This window comes from Pseudomonas sp. AN-B15 (assembly GCF_019056475.1).
In the GTDB taxonomy this organism is placed as follows: Bacteria; Pseudomonadota; Gammaproteobacteria; order Pseudomonadales; family Pseudomonadaceae; genus Aquipseudomonas; species Aquipseudomonas parakoreensis.
Window position 1 is genome coordinate 591,681 of sequence record NZ_CP049737.1, and the last position, 20,282, is coordinate 611,962.

The following is a 20,282-nucleotide window of genomic DNA, read 5'->3' on the forward strand; positions in this document are numbered from 1 at the left end:
TTTTTCATTGAATCACTGACGACGAGACCCTATGGCCACTCCCAGCGCTAGCTCTTATAACGCCGACGCCATCGAAGTCCTCTCGGGCCTCGACCCGGTGCGCAAACGCCCCGGCATGTACACCGACACCAGTCGGCCGAACCACCTCGCCCAGGAAGTCATCGACAACAGTGTCGACGAAGCCCTGGCCGGCCACGCCAAATCGGTGCAGGTGATTCTGCACGCCGATCACTCGCTGGAAGTCAGCGACGACGGACGCGGCATGCCGGTCGACATTCACCCGGAAGAGGGTGTGTCGGGTGTCGAGCTGATCCTCACCAAGCTGCATGCGGGCGGCAAGTTTTCCAACAAGAACTACCAGTTCTCCGGCGGTCTGCACGGGGTGGGTATTTCCGTGGTCAACGCCTTGTCGTCCGAAGTCCGGGTACGGGTGAAGCGTGACGGCAACGAATACCAGATGACTTTCAAGGATGGCTTCAAGGCCACCGAACTGGAAATCGTCGGCACCGTCGGCAAGCGCAACACCGGCACCAGCGTGTACTTCGCACCGGATCCGAAATATTTCGATTCACCGAAATTCTCCATCAGCCGCCTCAAGCATGTGCTCAAGGCCAAGGCTGTGCTGTGCCCGGGGCTGCTGGTCAGCTTCGAAGACAAAGGCACCGGCGAGAAAGTCGAGTGGCATTACGAAGACGGCCTGCGCTCCTATCTGGTGGACGCGGTCAGCGAATTCGAACGCCTGCCGGACGAGCCGTTCTGCGGCAGCCTGGCCGGTAATAAAGAAGCGGTGGACTGGGCGCTGCTGTGGCTGCCGGAAGGTGGCGACGCGGTGCAGGAAAGCTACGTCAACCTGATCCCGACGGCGCAGGGCGGTACCCACGTCAACGGTTTGCGTCAGGGTCTGCTCGACGCGATGCGCGAGTTCTGCGAATTCCGCAGCCTGCTGCCACGCGGCGTGAAGCTGGCGCCGGAAGACGTCTGGGAACGCATCGCTTTCGTGCTGTCGATGAAGATGCAGGAACCGCAGTTCTCCGGCCAGACCAAAGAGCGTCTGTCGTCCCGTGAAGCGGCGGCGTTCGTTTCCGGCGTGGTCAAGGACGCTTTCAGCCTGTGGCTCAACGCCAATCCGGAAACCGGTCTGGCGCTGGCCGAACTCGCGATCAACAACGCCGGTCGCCGCCTCAAGGCGAGCAAGAAAGTCGAGCGCAAGCGCGTCACCCAAGGCCCTGCGCTGCCGGGCAAACTGGCTGACTGCGCCGGGCAGGATCCGATGCGCTCCGAGCTGTTCCTGGTCGAAGGTGATTCCGCCGGTGGTTCCGCCAAGCAAGCGCGGGACAAGGAATTCCAGGCGATCCTGCCGTTGCGCGGCAAGATCCTCAACACCTGGGAAGTCGACGGCAGCGAAGTGCTGGCGAGCCAGGAAGTGCACAACATTGCCGTGGCCATCGGTGTCGATCCGGGTGCCACGGACATGAGCCAGCTACGCTACGGCAAGATCTGCATCCTCGCCGACGCCGACTCCGACGGTCTGCACATCGCCACGCTGCTGTGTGCGCTGTTTGTCCAGCACTTCCGCCCGCTGGTGGATGCCGGGCACGTCTACGTGGCAATGCCGCCGCTGTACCGCATCGACCTCGGCAAAGAGATCTACTACGCCCTCGACGAAGCCGAGCGCGACGGGATTCTCGACCGTCTGGTGGCCGAGAAGAAACGCGGCAAGCCACAGGTCACCCGATTCAAAGGCCTGGGTGAAATGAACCCGCCACAGCTGCGCGAAACCACCATGGACCCGAACACCCGGCGTCTGGTGCAGCTGACACTGGGCGACGATTTTGCCCAAACCTCGGAAATGATGGACATGCTGCTGGCGAAGAAACGCGCCGGTGACCGCAAGACCTGGCTCGAATCCAAGGGCAACCTCGCCGAGGTGCTGGCCTGATGCGGTTTGGCTGGGCCTTGGCGGGTGCCTTGCTGCTGAGTGCGATGAGCGTGTCGGCCGAACCGCTGCAGGAGTTGCGCGTGCTCTCCGAACACCCGGTCGACGGCATGCGCGGCGGCAACCTGTCGGGGCTGGCCATGTGTGGCAGCGAGTTGTGGGCGGTGTCGGACCGTGATGACGATCAGATCTACCGGCTCAATACCGCCGATCAGGTCTGGCAGGCCGAAGCCTTGCACATCGACGTGCCTCTGGTGCCGGAGACCGGTTTGCCGTGGGGATTGCGCTCGCGCAATTGGGCCGCGTCGTTCGTGCGCGGTGGCGACCTGGATTTCGAAGGCATCAGCTGCGACAGCGCCGGCAATCGCTACATTGTCAGCGAGGGCCACGCGGCGGTCTTGCAGGTGCCCGTCAGCGGCCCGGTCAACTGGCTGAAGATTTCGCCGATGATGGTTCGCGAAGCGCGGGCCAGTGGCATGCTCCTGCATTTCAACGCGATCTTCGAAGGTCTGGCGATCAACCCGGCGGGCGATCAGATGTGGCTGGCCGGCGAACGGCAAAACCGTGGCTTGCTGCTGATCAAGCGTCAGCAGACCGTGTGGGATTGCGACGGTCGTTGCGTGTTGCTCAGCGAGGGTGGCAAGGAGATGCAGCCGCCGCAGTTCCCGCACGCTAAAGCGGTCGACCGCGACTTTTCCGACCTTTCATTGTTCAACGGCAAATTGTTTACCCTTGAACGCAACGCCTTCCAGATTTGTCGGCGCGATGCGCAGACTGCCAAGGTCGAGCGTTGCTGGTCGTACGCTGCTGAACTGTTGCAGGCCAACCGCCGTTATTCGCAGAACTTCGGGTTGGAAGAAGCGCTGATCGTTGATGCGGAGGGGGCGTGGGTCGGCGTCGACAATAATTTCGGCCCGCGGGCTGACGGTGAGGTTCGGCCGATCGTCTGGCGCTTCGCCGCGCCTGAAGGTGGCTGGAGCGCCAAACCGTGAGTCAACAACCGCCGGGCAAACGCGCCGGCCGGGTGTTGATGATTCTGGCCTGGTGCGCGGGGCTGTTTCTGGCCACACGGTTTTTCGGCCAGTGGGAAGAACGTCAGCAGAATCCGAATGTGGTGGTCACGTCCGAGCAGCATGACGGCGTGGTCGAAGTAAAACTGGCGGGCAATGCCCAAGGGCATTTCGTCGCCAGTGGCCAGATCAACGGTGAGCCGGTGGAGTTCATGCTCGATACCGGCGCCACCGATGTGGCGATCCCGGCGGATCTGGCCAAACGCTTGAAACTGGAAGAAGGTTTCGGTGTGACCCTGAGCACGGCCAACGGCCTGAGCCAGGGCTACCGGACAAAGATCGACCGCCTGCAACTGGGCGACATCGTGCTGCGGGACGTCCGTGCACTGGTGGCGCCAGGGCTGCATGGCGATCAGGTGCTGCTCGGCATGAGCGCCCTGAACAAACTTGAATTCACCCAGCGCGGTGGCACCATGCTGCTGCGCCAGACAACGAACCGATGAGGCCCGCATGAGCGACTCCCTTGATCTCAGCCTGGACGGTGTAGAACGCCGCTCGCTGGCTGACTTCACCGAAAATGCCTACCTCAACTACTCCATGTACGTGATCATGGACCGTGCCCTGCCGCATATCGGCGACGGCCTGAAACCGGTACAGCGGCGTATCGTCTACGCCATGAGCGAGCTGGGGCTGGACGCCGATTCCAAGCACAAGAAATCGGCGCGTACCGTCGGTGACGTGCTCGGCAAGTTCCACCCGCACGGCGACTCGGCGTGCTACGAAGCGATGGTGCTGATGGCCCAGCCGTTCAGCTATCGCTACACGCTGGTTGACGGTCAGGGTAACTGGGGTGCGCCGGACGATCCGAAGTCCTTCGCCGCCATGCGTTATACCGAAGCGCGTCTGTCGCGCTATTCCGAAGTGCTGCTTAGCGAACTGGGCCAGGGCACCGCTGACTGGGGGCCGAACTTCGACGGTACCTTGCAGGAACCACTGGTGTTGCCGGCACGTTTGCCGAACATCCTGCTCAACGGCACCACCGGCATCGCTGTCGGTATGGCTACCGACGTACCGCCGCACAACCTGCGCGAAGTCGCTACCGCTTGCGTGCGCTTGCTCGATGAGCCGAAAGCCACGGTCGAACAGCTCTGCGAACACATTCAGGGCCCGGACTATCCGACCGAAGCGGAAATCATCACGCCGCGTGCCGACCTGCTGAAAATGTACGAAACCGGCAAGGGCTCGGTGCGCATGCGCGCCGTGTACCACGTCGAGGACGGCGACATCATCGTCACCGCGCTGCCGCATCAGGTCTCCGGGGCCAAGGTGCTGGAGCAGATCGCCGCGCTGATGCAGGCCAAGCCGTCTAAGGCGCCGCAGATCGCCGACCTGCGTGACGAATCCGACCACGAAAACCCGTGCCGCATCGTGATCATTCCGGTCAACAGCCGCGTCGATCACGAAGCGCTGATGCAGCACCTGTTCGCCAGCACCGAGCTGGAGTCGACCTACCGGGTCAACGTCAACATCATCGGGCTGGACGGCAAGCCACAGCTGAAAAACCTGCGGGCATTGCTGGTCGAATGGCTGGAGTTCCGCGTACTGACCGTGCGTCGTCGCCTGCAATTCCGCCTCGACAAGGTCGAGCGCCGCCTGCATCTGTTGGACGGTTTGTTGATCGCTTACCTCAATCTGGATGAAGTGATCCACATCATCCGCACCGAGGAGCATCCGAAAGCCAAGCTGATCGAGCGCTTCGCCCTCAGCGAAATCCAGGCCGACTACATCCTCGACACCCGGTTGCGGCAGTTGGCGCGTCTGGAAGAGATGAAGCTGCGCGACGAGCAGGACGAACTGCTCAAGGAACAGGCCAAGCTGCAAGCCTTGCTGGGCAGCGAAGCCAAGCTGAAGAAGCTGGTGCGCACCGAGCTGCTGAAAGACGCTGAAACATACGGTGATGATCGCCGTTCGCCGATCGTCGAGCGTGCCGAAGCCAAGGCGCTGACCGAACACGATCTGCTGCCGAACGAGAAAGTCACCGTCGTGCTGTCCGAAAAGGGCTGGATCCGCTCGGCCAAGGGGCACGATATCGACGCCACCGGCCTGTCGTACAAGGCTGGTGATGGCTTCAAGACCTCGGCGGCGGGGCGCTCCAACCAGTTTGCGGTGTTTATCGACTCTACCGGTCGCAGTTATTCGGTGGCCGCGCACACCTTGCCGTCGGCTCGAGGCCAGGGTGAGCCATTGACCGGTCGTCTGACCCCGCCGCCCGGCGCCACGTTCGAATGCGTGCTGATGCCCGAAGACGATGCGTTGTACGTGATCGCCTCCGATGCCGGTTACGGTTTCGTGGTCAAGGGTGAAGACCTGCAAGCCAAAAACAAGGCCGGTAAAGCCCTGTTGAGCCTGCCGAACAACGCCAAAGTCATCGCGCCGCGCCCAGTGGCCGATCGTGAGCAGAACTGGCTGGCCTCGGTCACGACCGAAGGTCGCCTGCTGATCTTCAAAATCAGCGATCTGCCACAATTAGGGAAGGGCAAGGGCAACAAGATCATCGGAATTTCCGGCGAGCGTGTGGCCAGTCGCGAAGAATATGTCACGGACATCGCCGTACTTCCGGAAGGCGCTACCTTGGTGCTGCAGGCCGGAAAACGGACCCTGTCGCTGAAGGCCGACGACCTCGAACACTATAAAGGTGAGCGTGGACGTCGCGGGAATAAACTCCCGAGGGGCTTTCAGCGGGTGGATGCGCTGCTCGTCGAAAACCTCAATTAGGCGAAAACGCCCCGCTAGAGGCGTCGAACTACGATTTAACGCGTAGATCGACGCTTTGGCGCTGGAGTCGGAACGCATATTCACGGATGATATGGCCTTTCCAAGCGCCGGCGTGGCCGAGCGTTCTTCATATTTATTGAGTATTTTCACTGTGGTCAGCCTTGTGGCGGCCACCTGGACGGGATGATGACTGCTCTGCGCCCTCTTATTTTCCTGCTCGCTGGCGTTTTGGGCCTGGCGGGCTGCAGCGTTCACCAGCCGGTGTCGCTGTATCAACTGGACAGCGGAAGTCCGGTTCAGCCTGCGCAAAGCGCTGGCATGGCGGTTTTGTTGGGCCCGATTGTCGTGGCCGATTACCTGCAACGAGAAACCCTGCTGCAGCGTCAGCCCGACGGCAGCCTGCAAGCCTCGACCGATGGTCGCTGGGCGGGCAGCCTTTCGTCGGATATCGATCAATTGCTGATGCGACAGGTGGCGGGTCATCTGGACAGCCAGCGTGTGGTGCTGGCACCGGCAACATTGGGCTTCACGCCGGATGTGCAGGTATTGCTGACCATCACGCGACTGGATTCGGGTCAGAAACAACCGGCGATCCTCGATGCGCAATGGCGTCTGATTGACCGTCGTGGGCAGGTACGCGATAACCGCATCGTTCATCTGCAAGAGTTGCATGCCGGGACCACGGCTTCGCAGGTGCAAGCGCAGGGGATTCTGCTGCAGCGTCTGGCCGAGCAGTTGTCGGTGGCGCTCAAGCCATTGGCCAACCAGCCGCCGGTGGCCGAAGCACCGCGCAAGGCGGCGCCAAAGCCGGCCGCGCCGGCAGCCGATGCCGAGAAACAGCCAAAGATCCCGATGGCCTCGCCGATTCGTACCGATATGGAAGTGTTCCGCTTCTAAGTCTGGTTCGAGTCAAAACAGAGCCCGCCTTGTGCGGGCTTTGTTGTGTCTGGGGGCTGGAAATCTTTGCCGTCAGTGCGGGCCTCTTCGCGAGCAAGCTCGCTCCCACAGGTCTTGAAGGTGTTCACAAGGTCTGTGGCAGCCACCGTCCACTGTGGGAGCGAGCTTGCTCGCGAAAGGGCCGGTACAGGCCACAAAAAAGCCCGCAGACAATCACTTGTCTGCGGGCTTCTGTGCATCAGGCCTGAAGCTTACGCCCGGCGCTCATGCATCCGCGCCAGTTGCCGCTCGAGCATCGACGGATAAGGCTCCATCAAGCGCTCCACACAGCAAGCCCCCTCAGGGCTGGCGATCGGACGGATCCGCGCACGCTGGCGAATCAGCCCGTCGTCACCGATCTTGCGCTCGACCAGCAGCAGGTTGCGGCTGTGCTGCGACAGGGCCAGGGCATCCTGGGCCGAGTCGGTCAGCAGCAAGTCGATCTGGCTCAAACCGAACAGGTCGTCACCCAGGGTCAGGCCCAACTGCAATTGCAGGGTGATACCGCTGTCGGCGACTTCGATCTGCAATTGATGGCCCAGCGCCCGCAGCAATTCACCGCAGCAGATCGCATTGGTCAGGTAGTCGTCACCGCTGTCTTCGGTGTGGAACAGCATCAGCGTGCTGCCGTCGTTCAGGGTTTCGATCTCGCCCTGATACAGCGAAGCGGCCTGATCGAGGCAATCGCGGTAGCGCTCCAGCAACTCTTCCAGACGGGCACGCGGCAGGCGCCGCAGTTGTTCCTGCGAGCCCAGTTGCACGGCCAGTACCGCGCTGTGCTGGGGCACGCTGGGCGTGGCCTTGCGCGTGAGCGGCTGCGGCGCTGCATCCAGCGATTCGTCGCGCAGGTCAGCAAAAGCGTCGTCGTCTTCATCGTCCTCAACGGTGCTGACCACATGGCGCGGTGCAGGTTTTTGCGCAGCCATCGGGCGGGTTTCGTCAAAGCTCGGGTCACGCAGGTTGCGCACTTCGAACTCTGGCTCATCCTCTTCTTCGAACTCGGGTTCCGGCTCGAGCTCGGGTTTGGGCGCAGGCTCTGGGGCGAAGTTGGCGTGCAGCTGACGCGCCAGATCGCCGATCTCGTCCTGACGGTCGGTGCCCGGGGTGTATTCGTCGATGTTGCGCAGCCAGACGCGCAATTGCAGCAGCGGCGTCGACAGATACCGGCCCATGCGCAGACTCAGGGCCAGCGACAGCGCCAACAGGATCGCACTGAGAATGCCCATGCTCTGCAGACTGATGGTCATCGGCTGCTGAAACTGATCCATGTCCAGGCTGATGCGCAGTTGCCCGGCGGTCACGTCCTGGAAGGTGATCTTGCTCTCGTACATGCCTTCGGCTTCGCCCAACAGGCTGTGCTTGGGGCGCTGACCGGATTCGGCGAGGATGCGGTTGTCCACGCTATAGATGGCCGCGTGGGCCACCAGCTTGTTCTTGGTCAGGTTGTTGAGCAGCACGTTGAGGCTGAGGATGTCGTTGGACACCAACAGTTCAGTGGCGGAGGTGGCGGTCTGCGTAGTCAGGCTTTCGCCCAGCGCGTCGGCCTGCTCGTGCATGGCCTGCTTGAACTGCAAGCCCATCACCCCGGCATAGATCACCAGGGCCAGAGCGACCAGGATCACGTTATGGCTGGCAATGCGCAATGCAATCGGCACACGGCGATGACGCAGTGCACGGAAGATCAGCAGGAAGAAGTTATCGGTTTTAACTGGCGTGGGCCGGTTCACTGAGCTCGGCTCTTTTGTCCGTGAAGTTGACGCGCAGTATAGCGACAGGCCCTAGACCGGCAAAGCGCTCGCGGTGCCCGATGGTCACTGAAAGTGGGTAGAATGCGGTTTTTTTCCAGTTGCGGGGGTGCGCGTTGCGCGAAATCGTCCTGATTAACATCACGGGAGTCGACCGTCCGGGTCTGACTGCGGCCATTACCGGCGTTCTGGCACAAGGTGGTGTGAACATTCTCGACATCGGTCAGGCGGTGATCCACGACACCCTGTCGTTCGGCATCCTGGTCGAGATTCCCGACTCCGAGCAAGGCAAAGCCGTGCTCAAGGACATCCTGTTCAAGGGCTACGAGCTCGACCAGCAGGTGCGTTTCACCCCGGTTTCCGAAGAGGATTACCAGCAATGGGTGGGCAATCAGGGCAAGAAACGCCACATCGTCACCCTGTTGACCCGCAAAGTGACCGCCGGCCAATTGCAGGCGGTCAGCTCGATCACCGCCAAATATGGCCTGAACATCGACCATATCGACCGTCTGTCGGGTCGCATGCCGCTGGACACTCCGGCGGACAAGGGCAAGGGCTGCATCGAGTTCTCGGTGCGTGGCGAAGCGGCTGATCCGCAGGCGCTGCGTGCCGAATTCCTCAGCGTCGCCCAGGAGCTGAACGTCGACATCGCCTTCCAGGAAGACTCGCTGTTCCGGCGCAACCGGCGTCTGGCGGTGTTCGACATGGACTCGACCCTGATCGAAGCCGAAGTCATCGACGAACTGGCCAAGGCCGCCGGTGTCGGCGAGCAAGTCTCGGCCATTACCGAGCGGGCGATGGCGGGCGAACTGGACTTCCGCGCCAGCTTCAAGGAGCGCCTGGCGTTGCTCAAAGGCCTGGATGTCAGCGTACTGGATTCGATCGGCGCCTCGCTGCGCCTGACTGAAGGCGCGGAAACCCTGTTCGCCGAACTCAAGCGTCTGGGCTACAAGACCGCGATCCTGTCCGGCGGCTTCACGTACTTCGCCAAGCAATTGCAGGCCAAACTTGGCATCGACTACGTGTTCGCCAACGAACTGGAAGTGGTCGACGGCAAGTGCACCGGCGTGGCGATCGAACCGATTGTCGATGCCCAGCGCAAGGCGGATCTGCTGAAGGAACTGGCGCACAAGGAAGGCTTGCGCCTGGAGCAGACCATCGCCGTCGGCGACGGTGCGAATGACCTGCCGATGCTGGCGATTGCCGGTCTGGGTGTGGCATTCCGCGCCAAACCGCTGGTCAAGCAGTCGGCCAAGCAGGCGATTTCCACCCTTGGGCTGGATGGTGTGCTGTATTTGCTGGGCTTTCGCGATCGCGACGGGCAGTTGTAATTAAAGATCAAAAGATCGCAGCCTGCGGCAGCTCCTACACTGGAATACGCGTTTTCCTGTAGGAGTTGCCGCAGGCTGCGATCTTTTGCTTTAAAGCGATTTCCACAACGAGTCGAAATCCTCCTCGCCCCCGCCATTGCGTGCGGCCTCCAGCGAGCGATAGGCAAACTGATTGAAGCTGTGCGTACTCGCCACCCGTCGATCCAGCCCGGCGCGGTGTTCTTCGCCATGGGTGTTGATCAGCACTTTATTGCCTTCCTGAAACGGCAGGCGCGGGGCCAGCAAGGTCGCGGGCAAGTCGATGGCACTGATCTCGGGCAGCAGCAGGCCTCGCAAGTAATGGCTGTGATCGTCCCGCGAACGCACCAGTTGCAAACCGCAGGGCTCGGCGTGCGGCGCCACCAGCTCAAGGCCCATTTGCGGTCCGCCACCGCGTACCTGACGAATCCAGCGCACTACCGCAATGCTCCAGCCTTGATTCGAGCTGTCCTGAATCCCGACCATCTCCCCGGCCTGCAACTCGGCGGGCACCTCGTTCGGCCAGCCCAGGCAATAACCTCCGGGGCTATGGTTGATCACCGGCAAGGTGTAAGTCGGGTAGTGCGGCGTGTGGTCGGCTGTGCTTTCGTCTTCGCCGATATGGTCGTACTGAATCTCTTCATACGGCAGAAATTCATCAGCGCCGCTTTGCGGGGCGGCGTCGAACGCCTGGCTCCAACTGTCCTTTTCGCCCTTGGCCACCGCGCGGCTGAAGTTCGCCGCGCGGGCGCCGGGATGCTTGAGCAACTCACTGAAAGTGCGTTCGCCTCCCAGGTAGAAGTGCAGGGCGCTCATGCCTACGCACACGGTCAGGTTGCCCTGGCCGGGGGTGCGCTGAAAACTGCGCTCGGCGGTCTGGCCCCAACTGGCGTGCAGATGCTGCAGGGTGTCGAGGCTCAGTCCCGACGGGACGGGCAGTGGCGTCGATGTTTCCTGATGCAGTAAATGCGCTTCGATGACATTCACCAGCGGCTGCGGATTGACGCCGAGCAGTGTGTCCTGTTGTTCCTTGCGAAACATGCTGCGGTAGCGCGGGCCGGTGTCCAGATCGGCGCTGATGGCGAACAGCCCGTCGTCCGGGCTGCCGGGATGCAGTTTGAGCAGTGCGCTCCACGGTTCCACCACCTCAGCCAGTCGGGCGATCTGGTTCTGCCGCAGTTGGTTGCAACGAGCGCTGCCCAGCAGCAGCGCGGCGATGTAGGTCTGCTCCAGGCTCAGCTCGGTGGTCAGGCTCGCCAGGTCGTCGTGCACCCGATGCTGTTGCAGTTGCAAGCCACAGGCGCAGCGAAACAACTGATGCAGCTCGAACCAAAGTTGCTCCGGCGCCGGGCTATACAGCTGCGCGGCGCGCAGCAGTTGTCCCTTGAGCGCATGCGCGGCGCGTTGCAGGGCCTGACTGACCAGCGCCGCACGATCCTTGTGGTACTTGGGCACGATGCGCAGCACGATCTGTTTGTAACCGATGGCCAACTGACTTTGCAGTGCCTGACACAGGTTGCTGATCTTGCGCGAACGGTCATCGAGCATGATCGCCTGATGCAAGAAGTGCCGCTCCAGATGCTGACAGACGAAATACACCTCGGGGCGCAGCAGCTCCAGCAGTTGCAGGCGATTGTCACTGGGGGTCAGCAATTGATTGAGTTCGCCCAGGCCTTGGTACAACTGGCGGGCGGTTTCGCCGATGTTGGCCTTGGGCAGGCCGGCGATCCAGCGCTTGAGGTCGCGCGGGGTGGCTTCGCAGAACGACAGGCGCGACTGCGTGGGAATCGGAGCGCTCAGCAGCGGGGGGGAGATGGTCTGGCTCATGCCAAAAACCATAGCAGCAAATGAGCGTGTCAGCCTTCAACCGGTAGGAGCTGCCGCAAGCTGCGATCTTTTGATCCTGGTTTTTAAAAACAAAGTCAAAAGATCGCAGCCTGCGGCAGCTCCTACGCGGGGGCGCTGATGTCTCAGGCTTTTGGCAGTGCCAAGCCTTGACCCATTTGTACTGGCGAACCGGCGACCAACTCTTCAGCCCATTTCACCTGATCCGGGCCAAACAGCACGATCGCGGTCGAACCCAGCTTGAAGCGTCCCAGTTCTGCACCTTTTTCCAGATGAATCGGCGCACGGGCAGCTTCGTCGTAGCGGAAGGTTTTCAGCTCGCGCTTCGGCGGGGTCACCAGACCGGCCCAGACGGTTTCAATCGAAGCGACGATCATCGCGCCCACCAGCACCACGGCCATCGGCCCGCGCTCGGTGTCGAAAATGCACGCCACACGTTCGTTGCGGGCGAACAGTTCCGGCACGTTTTCTGCGGTGGTCTGGTTGACCGAGAAAATCCGGCCCGGGATGTAGACCATTTCGCGCAGGGTGCCGGCCAGCGGCATGTGCACGCGGTGGTAATCCTTCGGCGACAGGTAAATGGTGGCGAAGTCGCCGCCCATGAACGGTGCGGCATTCGCCGCATCACCGCCGAGCAACTCCAGCACGCTGAAACTGTGGCCCTTGGCCTGGAACACACGACCGTGTTCGATCGGGCCGAGCTGGCTGACCGCGCCGTCGGCCGGGCTGAGGATCGCGCCCGGGGTCTGATCCAGTGGACGCGCGCCGTCTTTCAGGGCACGGGTGAAGAACGCGTTGAAGTGCTCGTAGGCGGTCAGGTCTTCGACCAGCGCTTGCGACATGTCCACCTGATAACGCTTGGCGAACCACTGGGTGAAGGCATTCTTGAACCAGCGCACGCGGCACTCGGCAATGCAGCCGGCCAGACGCGACAGCAGGTGATGAGGCAGCAGGTACTGGCTGAGGATAAACAGACGCTCTTTCATTAGTTGTCCTTAGAACCTTGAATCTCGACAGGCGTATCAGGGTGGTTGCCCCATTCGCCCCAGGAACCGGCGTAGCCCTTGACCCGCGGATAACCGAGGGACTTGGCCACCAGATAAGTGAAGCCCGACCGGTGATGGGTCTGGCAGTGGGTAATGATTTCTTTGTCCTTGGTGATCCCGAGGTCTTCGAGGATCTGCGGCATGTCCGTGCGGATCCGCAGTTGACGCGCCTTGTCCATGCCGGCGGTCCACTCGAAGTTCACCGCGCCGGGGATATGTCCGCCCTTGGCGGCCAGCACCTTCTCGCCGGAATATTCCAGCGGCCCACGGGCATCCCAGATCGCCAGATCGGCGGCGCCGAGACGGCTTTGCAGGTATTCGCGGGTGGCGGTCGGCCCTTCGTGCAGGGTCAGCGCCACCGGGCCGCCCACCGCAGGCGGCACCTGGATCGACATCGGCATGCCCGCTTCCAGCCACGCCGGCAGACCGCCGTCGACATAGTGGTACTTGTCATGACCGATCACGTCGAGCAGCCAGATGAAACGCCCGGCCCAACCGCCGCCCTCGTCGTCGTAGACCACGTAGACCGCATCCTGGCGATGCCCCAGCTCACCGAACAACGCCTCCAGATCGGCTTTGGCCGGCAGCAGCCCCGGCGCCGGCGGCTGGCCGAGCTGGGTGCGTTTCGGGTCGACAAAGCGTGCGCCGGGAAGATGACCTTCGGCATAACGGGCAGGGCTGGTCAGATCCACCAGAATCAGTTCAGGGGAATCGAGACGCGGGAGCAGGTCGCTCGGCTCGATGACGAGCGGCAAGCCAGAGAAGTCAGACATGTGAGGTCTCCAGAGCACAAAGGGGGGGATTGTAGCGCAGCCTCATCGGCCACGGCTGCTAAAGCTGTGCAGGGCTTTCTCGATGCATTGTGCGGTTTTGCCGAATGCCTGCACGGTGATGTCGGCGAACGGCCCGCCGCCCTGATCGGCCACGACGATCATGATCACCCGGCCGTTATTGACCAGTGAGCGCAGGAACAGGTGCTCGCCACGGAACAGCGAACGCAGGCCCGGCGGCAACAATGCGGAAAACTGTGCGTTGTTCTCGGGGTTGATCCGCACTTGTGCCTGCTGCGCGAGTAACCGTTGCAGGACTTTGCTCTGACTGACGACAAAATTCAGCGCGGCGGCTTCCTTCGGCAAACCGAAGGTCTGGTGTACGCGCAGATTGGACTGCGTGCGGTCGGCCATCAGAATCATCACCCGACGCATGCCGCTGGCGACCAGCGCATCGCGCGCGGCGACGGTCAGGCTCATGGCATTGGTGAAGCGGCTCGGCTCGGCCAGCAGTTCGGCGCATTGTCGGCGCCACTGCGTCAGGTCCTCGGCACTCGGCGCGGCCGCTGGCAGCATCCCGGCCGGCAAGCGATGGGTACCCCACGGCCACAATAATGAAACGGCCGGGTGCCACAGATCGGGCATGGCATGCTGGCGCGCACTGTTGGCGGCTTGCTGGTGCAACTGCTGCTGCACTTCATCCATCGAGATTTGCAGATAAAGGCTGGTCAGGTACTGCCAGCGCTCGCTGTGCGGACTGTCCCAGGCCTGTTGCGCCGACAGCGCCAGACCGTTGGCCAGCAATACGGTGTTGGCCGGTTGATTGAGCCAGCGGCGCAAAGTCGGATCGTCATCGAGGCGATTCTGCTGGCGCAGCGGATGCTCGCTGTCGCGGGCGATACGCAGCACTTTCACCAGTTCGCGCTGTTCGCTGAGCAGCAGTTTATAGCCTTGCTGCACCCAGATCGGCAGGTGCCAGACCTGTACCAGTGCCTCGGCGATCTTCAGCAGGCGTACGCCAAACAGTTGCTTCTCGACCACCAGCGCCGATTCGCCCTTGTGGATCACCCGCAGTTCCCACTCTTCGAGCAACTCGGGAAACGTCAGCGCCAGCGGCCATAACGGCGACAGAAACAACAGGCTGCCCCAATGAATGTCCTGCCACAGGCGCGCGAGGCGACTGGCGAAAAAACCGTTGGCCTGTTGTGTGGCGTGCTGGCTGATCATTTGCAGTTGGCGCAGGGCCTTGGGGATCTGCAGCTGCGGTTCGACCGGCAGGCGCGCGAGCAATTCTTCGGTACGCGCCAGGCCCAGACGGTTGATCGCCACCTCGAGATTTTCCGCCGGTGCGGCCAGGGTGCCGTGGGTGTGACGATTCGCCTCACGGATGATGCTCAAGGCCAGTGCCGGGCTGTCCTGCATCAGGTCGGCGATGTCGCGCAGCGAACTGCGGTTGTCACGGATCGCGCGGCACACCTTGTCGTGAGCCTCTTGCGGCACGGGCAGCCGGACGCTGTCGAGCAGCTTGACCCAGCCTTCGAGGGTGGTCGGTTTTACGGGTGGGACGTTCGTTTCATTAGCCATGTCTGGACGGGATCTTCACTGACTGTAGACGCGCCCGGCATGGGCTAAATTGGCTTTTCGCCTGAACTGGCTATAGTCTGGCGCAGTTTTGCCGATAAGTAGAAGAAGAGATTTTTTAACTTCCGAATATGACCTTGAACCCGACTTAAACAAGTACTTTCTACCTATGGCTAAAATTATCGGCATCATCGTCGTATTCGCGAGCGTGCTCGGCGGATACGTGCTCTCCCACGGCAAAATTGCCGCCCTGATCCAGCCCTTCGAGGTGATGATCATCGGTGGTGCGGCCCTCGGTGCATTCCTGCAGGCCAACCCCGGTTACATGACGATGCACGTGCTCAAGAAATCCCTGAGCATGTTCAGTTCGCGTTTCAGCCACACGTTCTATCTGGAAGTGCTGGGCCTGATCTACGAGATTCTCAACAAGAGCCGCCGCGAAGGCATGATGGCCATCGAAGGCGACATCGAAGACGCTGCCGCGAGCCCGATCTTCGCCAAGTACCCGGCCGTGCTCAAAGACGAGCGCATGACCGCGTTCATCTGCGATTACCTGCGCATCATGTCCTCCGGCAACATGGCTCCGCATGAGCTGGAAGGCCTGTTCGACATGGAGCTCTACAGCCTCAAGGAAGACCTTGAGCACCCGTCCCATGCGGTGAACGGCATCGCCGACGCCATGCCCGGTTTCGGTATCGTCGCGGCGGTACTGGGTATTGTGGTGACCATGGCATCTCTGGGTGAAGGCGATCAGAAATCCATCGGTCTGCACGTCGGTGCGGCACTGGTCGGTACCTTCTTCGGTATTCTCGCGGCCTACGGTTTCTTCGGCCCGTTGGCGCATTCCCTGGCCCACGATGCCAAGGAAGAACTGAACGTCTATGAAGCCATCAAGGCCTCGCTGGTGGCGTCGGCTTCCGGCATGCCGCCATCGCTGGCGGTGGAGTTCGGGCGCAAGGTGCTGTACCCGGCGCACCGTCCAAGCTTCGCCGAGCTGGAACAAGCCGTTCGCGGTCGCTAAGCCATGGAAAATAATCAGCCGATAATCATCAAGCGCGTCAAGCGCATAGCCGGTGGGCATCACGGCGGGGCGTGGAAGATCGCCTTCGCCGACTTCGCCACGGCGATGATGGCGTTCTTCCTGGTGTTGTGGTTGCTGTCCACCGCAACACCGGAGCAGAAGATCGCCATCGCCGGTTACTTCAAGGACCCGGTCGGCTTCTCCGAAAGCGGCACGCCGTACATCATCGATCTGGGCGGCACACCGACCCTGGCGCCGGAAAACACCCTCAACCCTGAAGTGAAATCGCAGCCGCAACCGGACAAGGTCACGGTCGACACCGAGCAGGTCGAAGGCATGGCCGAACAGGTCGAGAAAGAACGCCTGGAGCTGTTGCTGCAAGAACTGCAGAACAAGGTCGACGAGAACCCGCAGCTGCAGAAGTTCAAGGATCAGATCCTGTTCGAGATCACCCCGAACGGCCTGCGCATCCAGATCATGGACGCCGAAAACCGGCCGATGTTCGACTCGGGCTCGGCACGTCTGAAGCCGTACTTCGAAGACATCCTGCTGGCCATGGCCGACACCATCAAAGCGGTGCCGAACAAGATCAGTATCAGCGGTCACACGGATGCCAAGCCGTACACCGGCACCGGCGATTTCGGTAACTGGGAGCTCTCGGCGAATCGTGCCAACGCCGCGCGGCGTGCACTGGTGGCCGGCAGTTATCCGGATTCGCAGGTGGCGCGGGTCGTGGGTTATGCCTCGTCGGCGCTGTTCGACAAGGAAAACCCGTTCAACCCGGTCAACCGCCGCATTGACATCGTGGTCCTGACCAAAAAGGCGCAAGCGGCCATCGAAGGCTCGCAGGGGGCCGATGCGGCCAAACCTGCTGCCGAAGGTCAGAACGGCGCCGCTCCGGCGACGCCGGTCGATCCGAACGCGTTGCCGGCAGACCAGCAACCGGTACCGGCCCACGAGTTGCGCGAACGCTTGAACCTGTTCGACGACGCCGCACCGAAACCGGCCGCGCCGGGGACTGCGGCGCCAGCGCCGTCTGCTCCGCCAGCCGCTGCACCGGCCCCCGCGCCGAAGCAGTGACCGACAAAAAAGCCGACAGTGATGTCGGCTTTTTTGTGGCTGTTGATCGGCTTCAAAAGCCGCGTCGAATCCGGTTTTTCAGTTGTTCATGGAACAGATCGGCGTTGCGCTTATAGGTACCACTGAAGGATTCGTTGCTCGAATCCAGCGTCATCGAGCGCTTGCTCGACACCTCTTCACGATAGGCATCAATGAAGAAATTCAGATCATTGGCCGTACTCAGCTTCGGCCACTTGTCCAGATACTCCGGCAACTGCGCTTGCCCGGTGCGGAACGAGCAGATCCGCCGGTTGCTGATGGTCGCTTCGCCGATTTCGAACGGCACCCACCACGACAGCGCAGTCTGCTCCGAAACCACCGCCAGCAGGTGCGTGCATTCGGTGATGTTGCGGGTGATCACGCCGGTGATGTCGTCGGTGGTCTGCGACTCCGGGTCGAGCACATCAAGGTAAGTCTTGATGTTGGCCTGTATCAGTCGGCTGTTGATAGCCATGGCCTGCGGGCGATCCATGTGGCGGTAGCTGATGAAAACCGGCATCAGAAATGTCCTTTTATGGTGAGTTCGCGGTAATAGGCGCCGAGTGCGGTGAGGCGGCAGCCCGTGGAGTGAATGGCGGCGTAATACATGTGCTCGGCTTCCACCGGTTCGATCAGGCTGTGGCGGTTGCACTTTTGCAGTTGCGCGAAGACCTCACCGTGCTCCGGGTCGAATGTCGTTTCGGTAGGTTCGTAGCTGGGATCGAGGGCGAACATCGACTCGGCTTCGGCAAACCATTCCGGCAACTTGCGCAGGATCTCTTTGGGGATCAGCGGCGAGACCTCGCGCAAGGAAATGAACTGCGAAACGTTGGTCTTGAATACCGGACGCTGTTCCCAGGCGTCGAGCGCGTTGTCGACGAAGGAATACAGGCTGCCGGGGGTAATTTTGCCGAGAATGTTCGCCGCCCCACCGTGCAGGGCCTGCAACAACAAAGCGGTGAAGACGCCATGTTGCGTACCCTCCATGGCCGGCTCCTCCTTTTTGCAGGCGGTGAGAATGGTCATGCCTTCACCGACCACGCTGCTTTCACTGCGCAAGGCTCGGACCTCACCGGCCGAGCCGCCTTGGCAGCAATCGAGGATGATCACTTTGTTTTTGATGCGCGTGGCTTTGGTGGCCCAGTTGAGAACGTCGCTGATGCGGATGCCGTCCTTGGCCGTGCGATAGTCCTGCGGGATCAGCATGCCTTCATCGGTGTCGACATCGAAGCTGCCGTGGCCGGCGAAATACAGCAGGGCGACGTTGCAGTCGCCGGAAAACAGTTCGCGAATCTGGTCTTCAAGTTTTTCCCGGCTCAGGTAGTCCTCTGCGGACGTCAGCACCACGTTCTTGAAATTCGGATCGCCGTTGGCGTCGGTCTTCAGCACCGAAGCCATGGCCATGGCGTCATTGCTGCAACCGCTCAGTCGCGAAACATGGGTGTAGTCGTTAATGCCGATAAACAGTCCCTTGCGCATGGTTACACCGCCGTGTGCTGGCGGATCGCACCGATGATGCTATTGGTATTCCACGCGCACTCGGCGTGCGCCGCATTACGCACCACCGTGGAAATGCGGTCGGCACCGAACGGTTTGATCGCGATGATCACTTTGCCCATGCGCTTGGCGATCTCGATTTCCTTGTTGATCCACTTGCTGTAGGTCGAATACATCCCGGCCATGATCAGCACCACCGAGCACGGGCGAATCTTGTTTTCGATGGCCTCTTCGAGCTGCCTGTCGGTCTGCGCGCCCATGACCGGGTTGTGCGGCGGCACGGAAAAATTCTTGAAACTGAAATCCGGTCTGGCGCCGAGCAGGCGTACCAGATTGTCGTGGGCGTGGGCGTAGTTCCACGAATGGCTGATGAACAAATGGTAGGTCTGCATGGGGTTCCTCGAAGGTCGCGAAGGTGCGAAGGAGGACCCCAATCTAGGCATCTGGCGCGGGCCTACAAGGGCTGGGCGGTGAAAGAGAAATGTCCTGCAAACAGGTGCGGGGGAGTCCGTCAGAAGAGTCTGACGTTTAACGGAATCGGGGATTTGTCAGGCGTGATCCGACATCCGGCAGCCCCCGGGCGAGGGACTGCCGGTGCAGGTGTTTAGTAGCCGTTTTCCGGCAGGCTGGCGATGATCGAGCGGTAGCTGTTCATCCGCTGCTGCTGCACGCGGCCATCTTCCAGCGCCTTGAGCAGTGCACAGCCGGGTTCGCGGTCATGCTTGCAGTCACGGAAGCGGCACGTGCCAAGCAGGTCGTTGAACTCGATGAAGCCGGCTTCGACATCAGCGCGGCTGACGTGGCCCAGGCCGAACTCACGGATCCCCGGGGAGTCGATCAGCTCGCCGCCGCCCGGGAAGTGGAACAGGCGCGCGGTGGTTGTGGTGTGCGTGCCCTGACCGGACAGCTCGGACAACGGCCCGACGCGGGTTTCGACTTCCGGCAACAGGCTGTTGACCAGCGACGACTTGCCGACGCCGGACTGGCCGACGAATACGCTGATGCGCCCATCGAGCTGCTTCTGCAACTGCTCCATGCCGTTGCCGTGATGTGCGGACACTTCCAGCACCGGATAACCCAGCGTGCGGTACACCGCCAGCAGGGCATTGAGCGCCGGGGCGTTTTGCTCGTCGATCAGGTCGAATTTGTTCAGCAGTAGCAACGGACGGATGCCGGCGTGTTCAGCGGCCACCAGGTAGCGGTCGATCAGGTTGGCATGCGGCTCGGGCAGTGGCGCGAAGACGATGACGATCATGTCGACGTTGGCGGCCACCGGCTTGAGCTGGCCACGGCTGTCCGGGCGGCAGAGCTCGGTGGTGCGCGGCAGTTGCGCGACGATCACGCCGATGCCCTGGTTGCCGGCGCGCCAGACTACCCGATCACCGGTTACCAGTGCGGGCAGGTTGGCGCGCAGGTGGCAACGGAATACCTGGCCGGCCAGTTCGCCGTCCACAGCCTCGACCTCGACCTGCACCCCGAAGTGGGCGATCACCAGGCCGTGTTGCTCAGGCCCCAGATCGCCACCCTCAAGGGCTTCGACCGCCGAGGACTCGCGTTTGGCGGCGCGGGCGGCGCGCTCGCCCTGAATCTTTTCGATGCGCCAGTTTTGACGACGATTGAGTTGGCGTTTGGCCATGGGTGTTCCGTCTGAAGAATGCAGCGATTAGGTAAAA

At 61.7% G+C, this 20,282-nt stretch carries 17 protein-coding genes; 8 read left to right on the forward strand and 9 right to left on the reverse strand.

What is annotated here, in order from left to right; genetic code table 11:
* Positions 1-31: 31 nt before the first annotated feature.
* From parE to GTQ41_RS02620, 5 genes are all read left to right on the forward strand, one after another.
* Positions 32-1,939 (forward strand): DNA topoisomerase IV subunit B, encoded by a 1,908-nt coding sequence (gene parE / locus GTQ41_RS02600; protein ID WP_047290962.1) that lies wholly within the window; start codon positions 32-34, stop codon positions 1,937-1,939.
* Positions 1,939-2,928 carry an esterase-like activity of phytase family protein gene (locus tag GTQ41_RS02605; protein ID WP_047290963.1) on the forward strand — a complete coding sequence of 330 codons (990 nt, stop codon included), beginning with the start codon at positions 1,939-1,941 and terminating at the stop codon, positions 2,926-2,928. The genes parE and GTQ41_RS02605 overlap by 1 nt, the downstream gene beginning before the upstream one ends.
* The gene (locus GTQ41_RS02610) at positions 2,925-3,449 is read left to right on the forward strand and encodes a TIGR02281 family clan AA aspartic protease (protein WP_047290964.1); all 525 of its coding nucleotides are present in this window, start codon (positions 2,925-2,927) and stop codon (positions 3,447-3,449) included. The genes GTQ41_RS02605 and GTQ41_RS02610 overlap by 4 nt, the downstream gene beginning before the upstream one ends.
* A gap of 7 nt (positions 3,450-3,456) precedes the next feature.
* Entirely contained in the window at positions 3,457-5,721 is a 2,265-nt protein-coding gene (parC, locus tag GTQ41_RS02615) for a DNA topoisomerase IV subunit A (RefSeq protein ID WP_003221074.1), read from the forward strand.
* A 186-nt stretch (positions 5,722-5,907) separates the two neighbouring features.
* Positions 5,908-6,618: a membrane integrity-associated transporter subunit PqiC gene (locus tag GTQ41_RS02620; protein WP_041065754.1), complete on the forward strand. Its 711-nt coding sequence runs from the start codon at positions 5,908-5,910 to the stop codon at positions 6,616-6,618.
* Between the two features lie 251 nt (positions 6,619-6,869).
* Here the strand turns inward: GTQ41_RS02620 and GTQ41_RS02625 are convergent, their stop codons facing one another.
* Positions 6,870-8,384: an AhpA/YtjB family protein gene (locus tag GTQ41_RS02625; RefSeq protein ID WP_047290965.1), complete on the reverse strand. Its 1,515-nt coding sequence runs from the start codon at positions 8,382-8,384 to the stop codon at positions 6,870-6,872.
* A gap of 134 nt (positions 8,385-8,518) precedes the next feature.
* On the opposite strand from GTQ41_RS02625, the gene serB reads away from it, so the two are divergent.
* Positions 8,519-9,733 carry a phosphoserine phosphatase SerB gene (serB, locus tag GTQ41_RS02630; RefSeq protein WP_007967407.1) on the forward strand — a complete coding sequence of 405 codons (1,215 nt, stop codon included), beginning with the start codon at positions 8,519-8,521 and terminating at the stop codon, positions 9,731-9,733.
* A 90-nt stretch (positions 9,734-9,823) separates the two neighbouring features.
* On the opposite strand, the gene GTQ41_RS02635 is transcribed toward serB, so the two are convergent.
* From GTQ41_RS02635 to GTQ41_RS02650, 4 genes are all read right to left on the reverse strand, one after another.
* Complete coding sequence (locus GTQ41_RS02635; protein WP_047290966.1) at positions 9,824-11,578, reverse strand: hypothetical protein; 1,755 nt, start codon at positions 11,576-11,578, stop codon at positions 9,824-9,826.
* Between the two features lie 143 nt (positions 11,579-11,721).
* Positions 11,722-12,582, reverse strand: a complete 861-nt coding sequence (gene asd, locus GTQ41_RS02640; protein ID WP_047290967.1) for an archaetidylserine decarboxylase — start codon at positions 12,580-12,582, stop codon at positions 11,722-11,724.
* The gene (rhdA, locus tag GTQ41_RS02645) at positions 12,582-13,415 is read right to left on the reverse strand and encodes a thiosulfate sulfurtransferase (RefSeq protein ID WP_047290968.1); all 834 of its coding nucleotides are present in this window, start codon (positions 13,413-13,415) and stop codon (positions 12,582-12,584) included. The genes asd and rhdA overlap by 1 nt, the downstream gene beginning before the upstream one ends.
* Before the next feature lie 42 nt (positions 13,416-13,457).
* On the reverse strand, positions 13,458-14,996 hold the full coding sequence (locus GTQ41_RS02650; RefSeq protein WP_047290969.1) for an HDOD domain-containing protein: 1,539 nt from the start codon (positions 14,994-14,996) through the stop codon (positions 13,458-13,460).
* 166 nt (positions 14,997-15,162) lie between these two features.
* Between GTQ41_RS02650 and motA the strand changes: the two genes are divergently transcribed.
* Together motA and motB are read left to right on the forward strand one after the other, a co-directional pair.
* On the forward strand, positions 15,163-16,014 hold the full coding sequence (gene motA / locus GTQ41_RS02655; RefSeq protein WP_007952169.1) for a flagellar motor stator protein MotA: 852 nt from the start codon (positions 15,163-15,165) through the stop codon (positions 16,012-16,014).
* Between the two features lie 3 nt (positions 16,015-16,017).
* Positions 16,018-17,094, forward strand: coding sequence for a flagellar motor protein MotB (motB, locus tag GTQ41_RS02660; protein ID WP_047290970.1), 1,077 nt, complete (start codon positions 16,018-16,020; stop codon positions 17,092-17,094).
* A 52-nt stretch (positions 17,095-17,146) separates the two neighbouring features.
* Here motB and GTQ41_RS02665 read toward each other — a convergent pair whose 3' ends face one another.
* From GTQ41_RS02665 to rsgA, 4 genes are all read right to left on the reverse strand, one after another.
* Positions 17,147-17,632, reverse strand: coding sequence for a toll/interleukin-1 receptor domain-containing protein (locus GTQ41_RS02665; RefSeq protein ID WP_047290971.1), 486 nt, complete (start codon positions 17,630-17,632; stop codon positions 17,147-17,149).
* On the reverse strand, positions 17,632-18,591 hold the full coding sequence (locus tag GTQ41_RS02670) for a caspase family protein (RefSeq protein ID WP_217325415.1): 960 nt from the start codon (positions 18,589-18,591) through the stop codon (positions 17,632-17,634). The genes GTQ41_RS02665 and GTQ41_RS02670 overlap by 1 nt, the downstream gene beginning before the upstream one ends.
* 2 nt (positions 18,592-18,593) lie before the next feature.
* Positions 18,594-19,001, reverse strand: a complete 408-nt coding sequence (locus GTQ41_RS02675; protein WP_047290973.1) for a TIR domain-containing protein — start codon at positions 18,999-19,001, stop codon at positions 18,594-18,596.
* A 212-nt stretch (positions 19,002-19,213) separates the two neighbouring features.
* Positions 19,214-20,245 carry a small ribosomal subunit biogenesis GTPase RsgA gene (rsgA, locus tag GTQ41_RS02680; protein WP_039766628.1) on the reverse strand — a complete coding sequence of 344 codons (1,032 nt, stop codon included), beginning with the start codon at positions 20,243-20,245 and terminating at the stop codon, positions 19,214-19,216.
* Positions 20,246-20,282 lie beyond the last annotated feature (37 nt).

What these genes read in the sequence shown, in the direction of transcription:
- parE (WP_047290962.1), top strand. Translation starts at nt 32, where the DNA reads ATGGCCACTCCCAGCGCTAGCTCTTATAACGCCGACGCCATCGAAGTC.
- GTQ41_RS02605 (WP_047290963.1), top strand. Translation starts at nt 1,939, where the DNA reads ATGCGGTTTGGCTGGGCCTTGGCGGGTGCCTTGCTGCTGAGTGCGATG.
- parC (WP_003221074.1), top strand. Translation starts at nt 3,457, where the DNA reads ATGAGCGACTCCCTTGATCTCAGCCTGGACGGTGTAGAACGCCGCTCG.
- GTQ41_RS02620 (WP_041065754.1), top strand. Translation starts at nt 5,908, where the DNA reads ATGACTGCTCTGCGCCCTCTTATTTTCCTGCTCGCTGGCGTTTTGGGC.
- GTQ41_RS02635 (WP_047290966.1), bottom strand. Translation starts at nt 11,578, where the DNA reads ATGAGCCAGACCATCTCCCCCCCGCTGCTGAGCGCTCCGATTCCCACG.
- asd (WP_047290967.1), bottom strand. Translation starts at nt 12,582, where the DNA reads ATGAAAGAGCGTCTGTTTATCCTCAGCCAGTACCTGCTGCCTCATCAC.
- rhdA (WP_047290968.1), bottom strand. Translation starts at nt 13,415, where the DNA reads ATGTCTGACTTCTCTGGCTTGCCGCTCGTCATCGAGCCGAGCGACCTG.
- GTQ41_RS02650 (WP_047290969.1), bottom strand. Translation starts at nt 14,996, where the DNA reads ATGGCTAATGAAACGAACGTCCCACCCGTAAAACCGACCACCCTCGAA.
- motA (WP_007952169.1), top strand. Translation starts at nt 15,163, where the DNA reads ATGGCTAAAATTATCGGCATCATCGTCGTATTCGCGAGCGTGCTCGGC.
- motB (WP_047290970.1), top strand. Translation starts at nt 16,018, where the DNA reads ATGGAAAATAATCAGCCGATAATCATCAAGCGCGTCAAGCGCATAGCC.
- GTQ41_RS02665 (WP_047290971.1), bottom strand. Translation starts at nt 17,632, where the DNA reads ATGCCGGTTTTCATCAGCTACCGCCACATGGATCGCCCGCAGGCCATG.
- GTQ41_RS02670 (WP_217325415.1), bottom strand. Translation starts at nt 18,591, where the DNA reads ATGCGCAAGGGACTGTTTATCGGCATTAACGACTACACCCATGTTTCG.
- GTQ41_RS02675 (WP_047290973.1), bottom strand. Translation starts at nt 19,001, where the DNA reads ATGCAGACCTACCATTTGTTCATCAGCCATTCGTGGAACTACGCCCAC.
- rsgA (WP_039766628.1), bottom strand. Translation starts at nt 20,245, where the DNA reads ATGGCCAAACGCCAACTCAATCGTCGTCAAAACTGGCGCATCGAAAAG.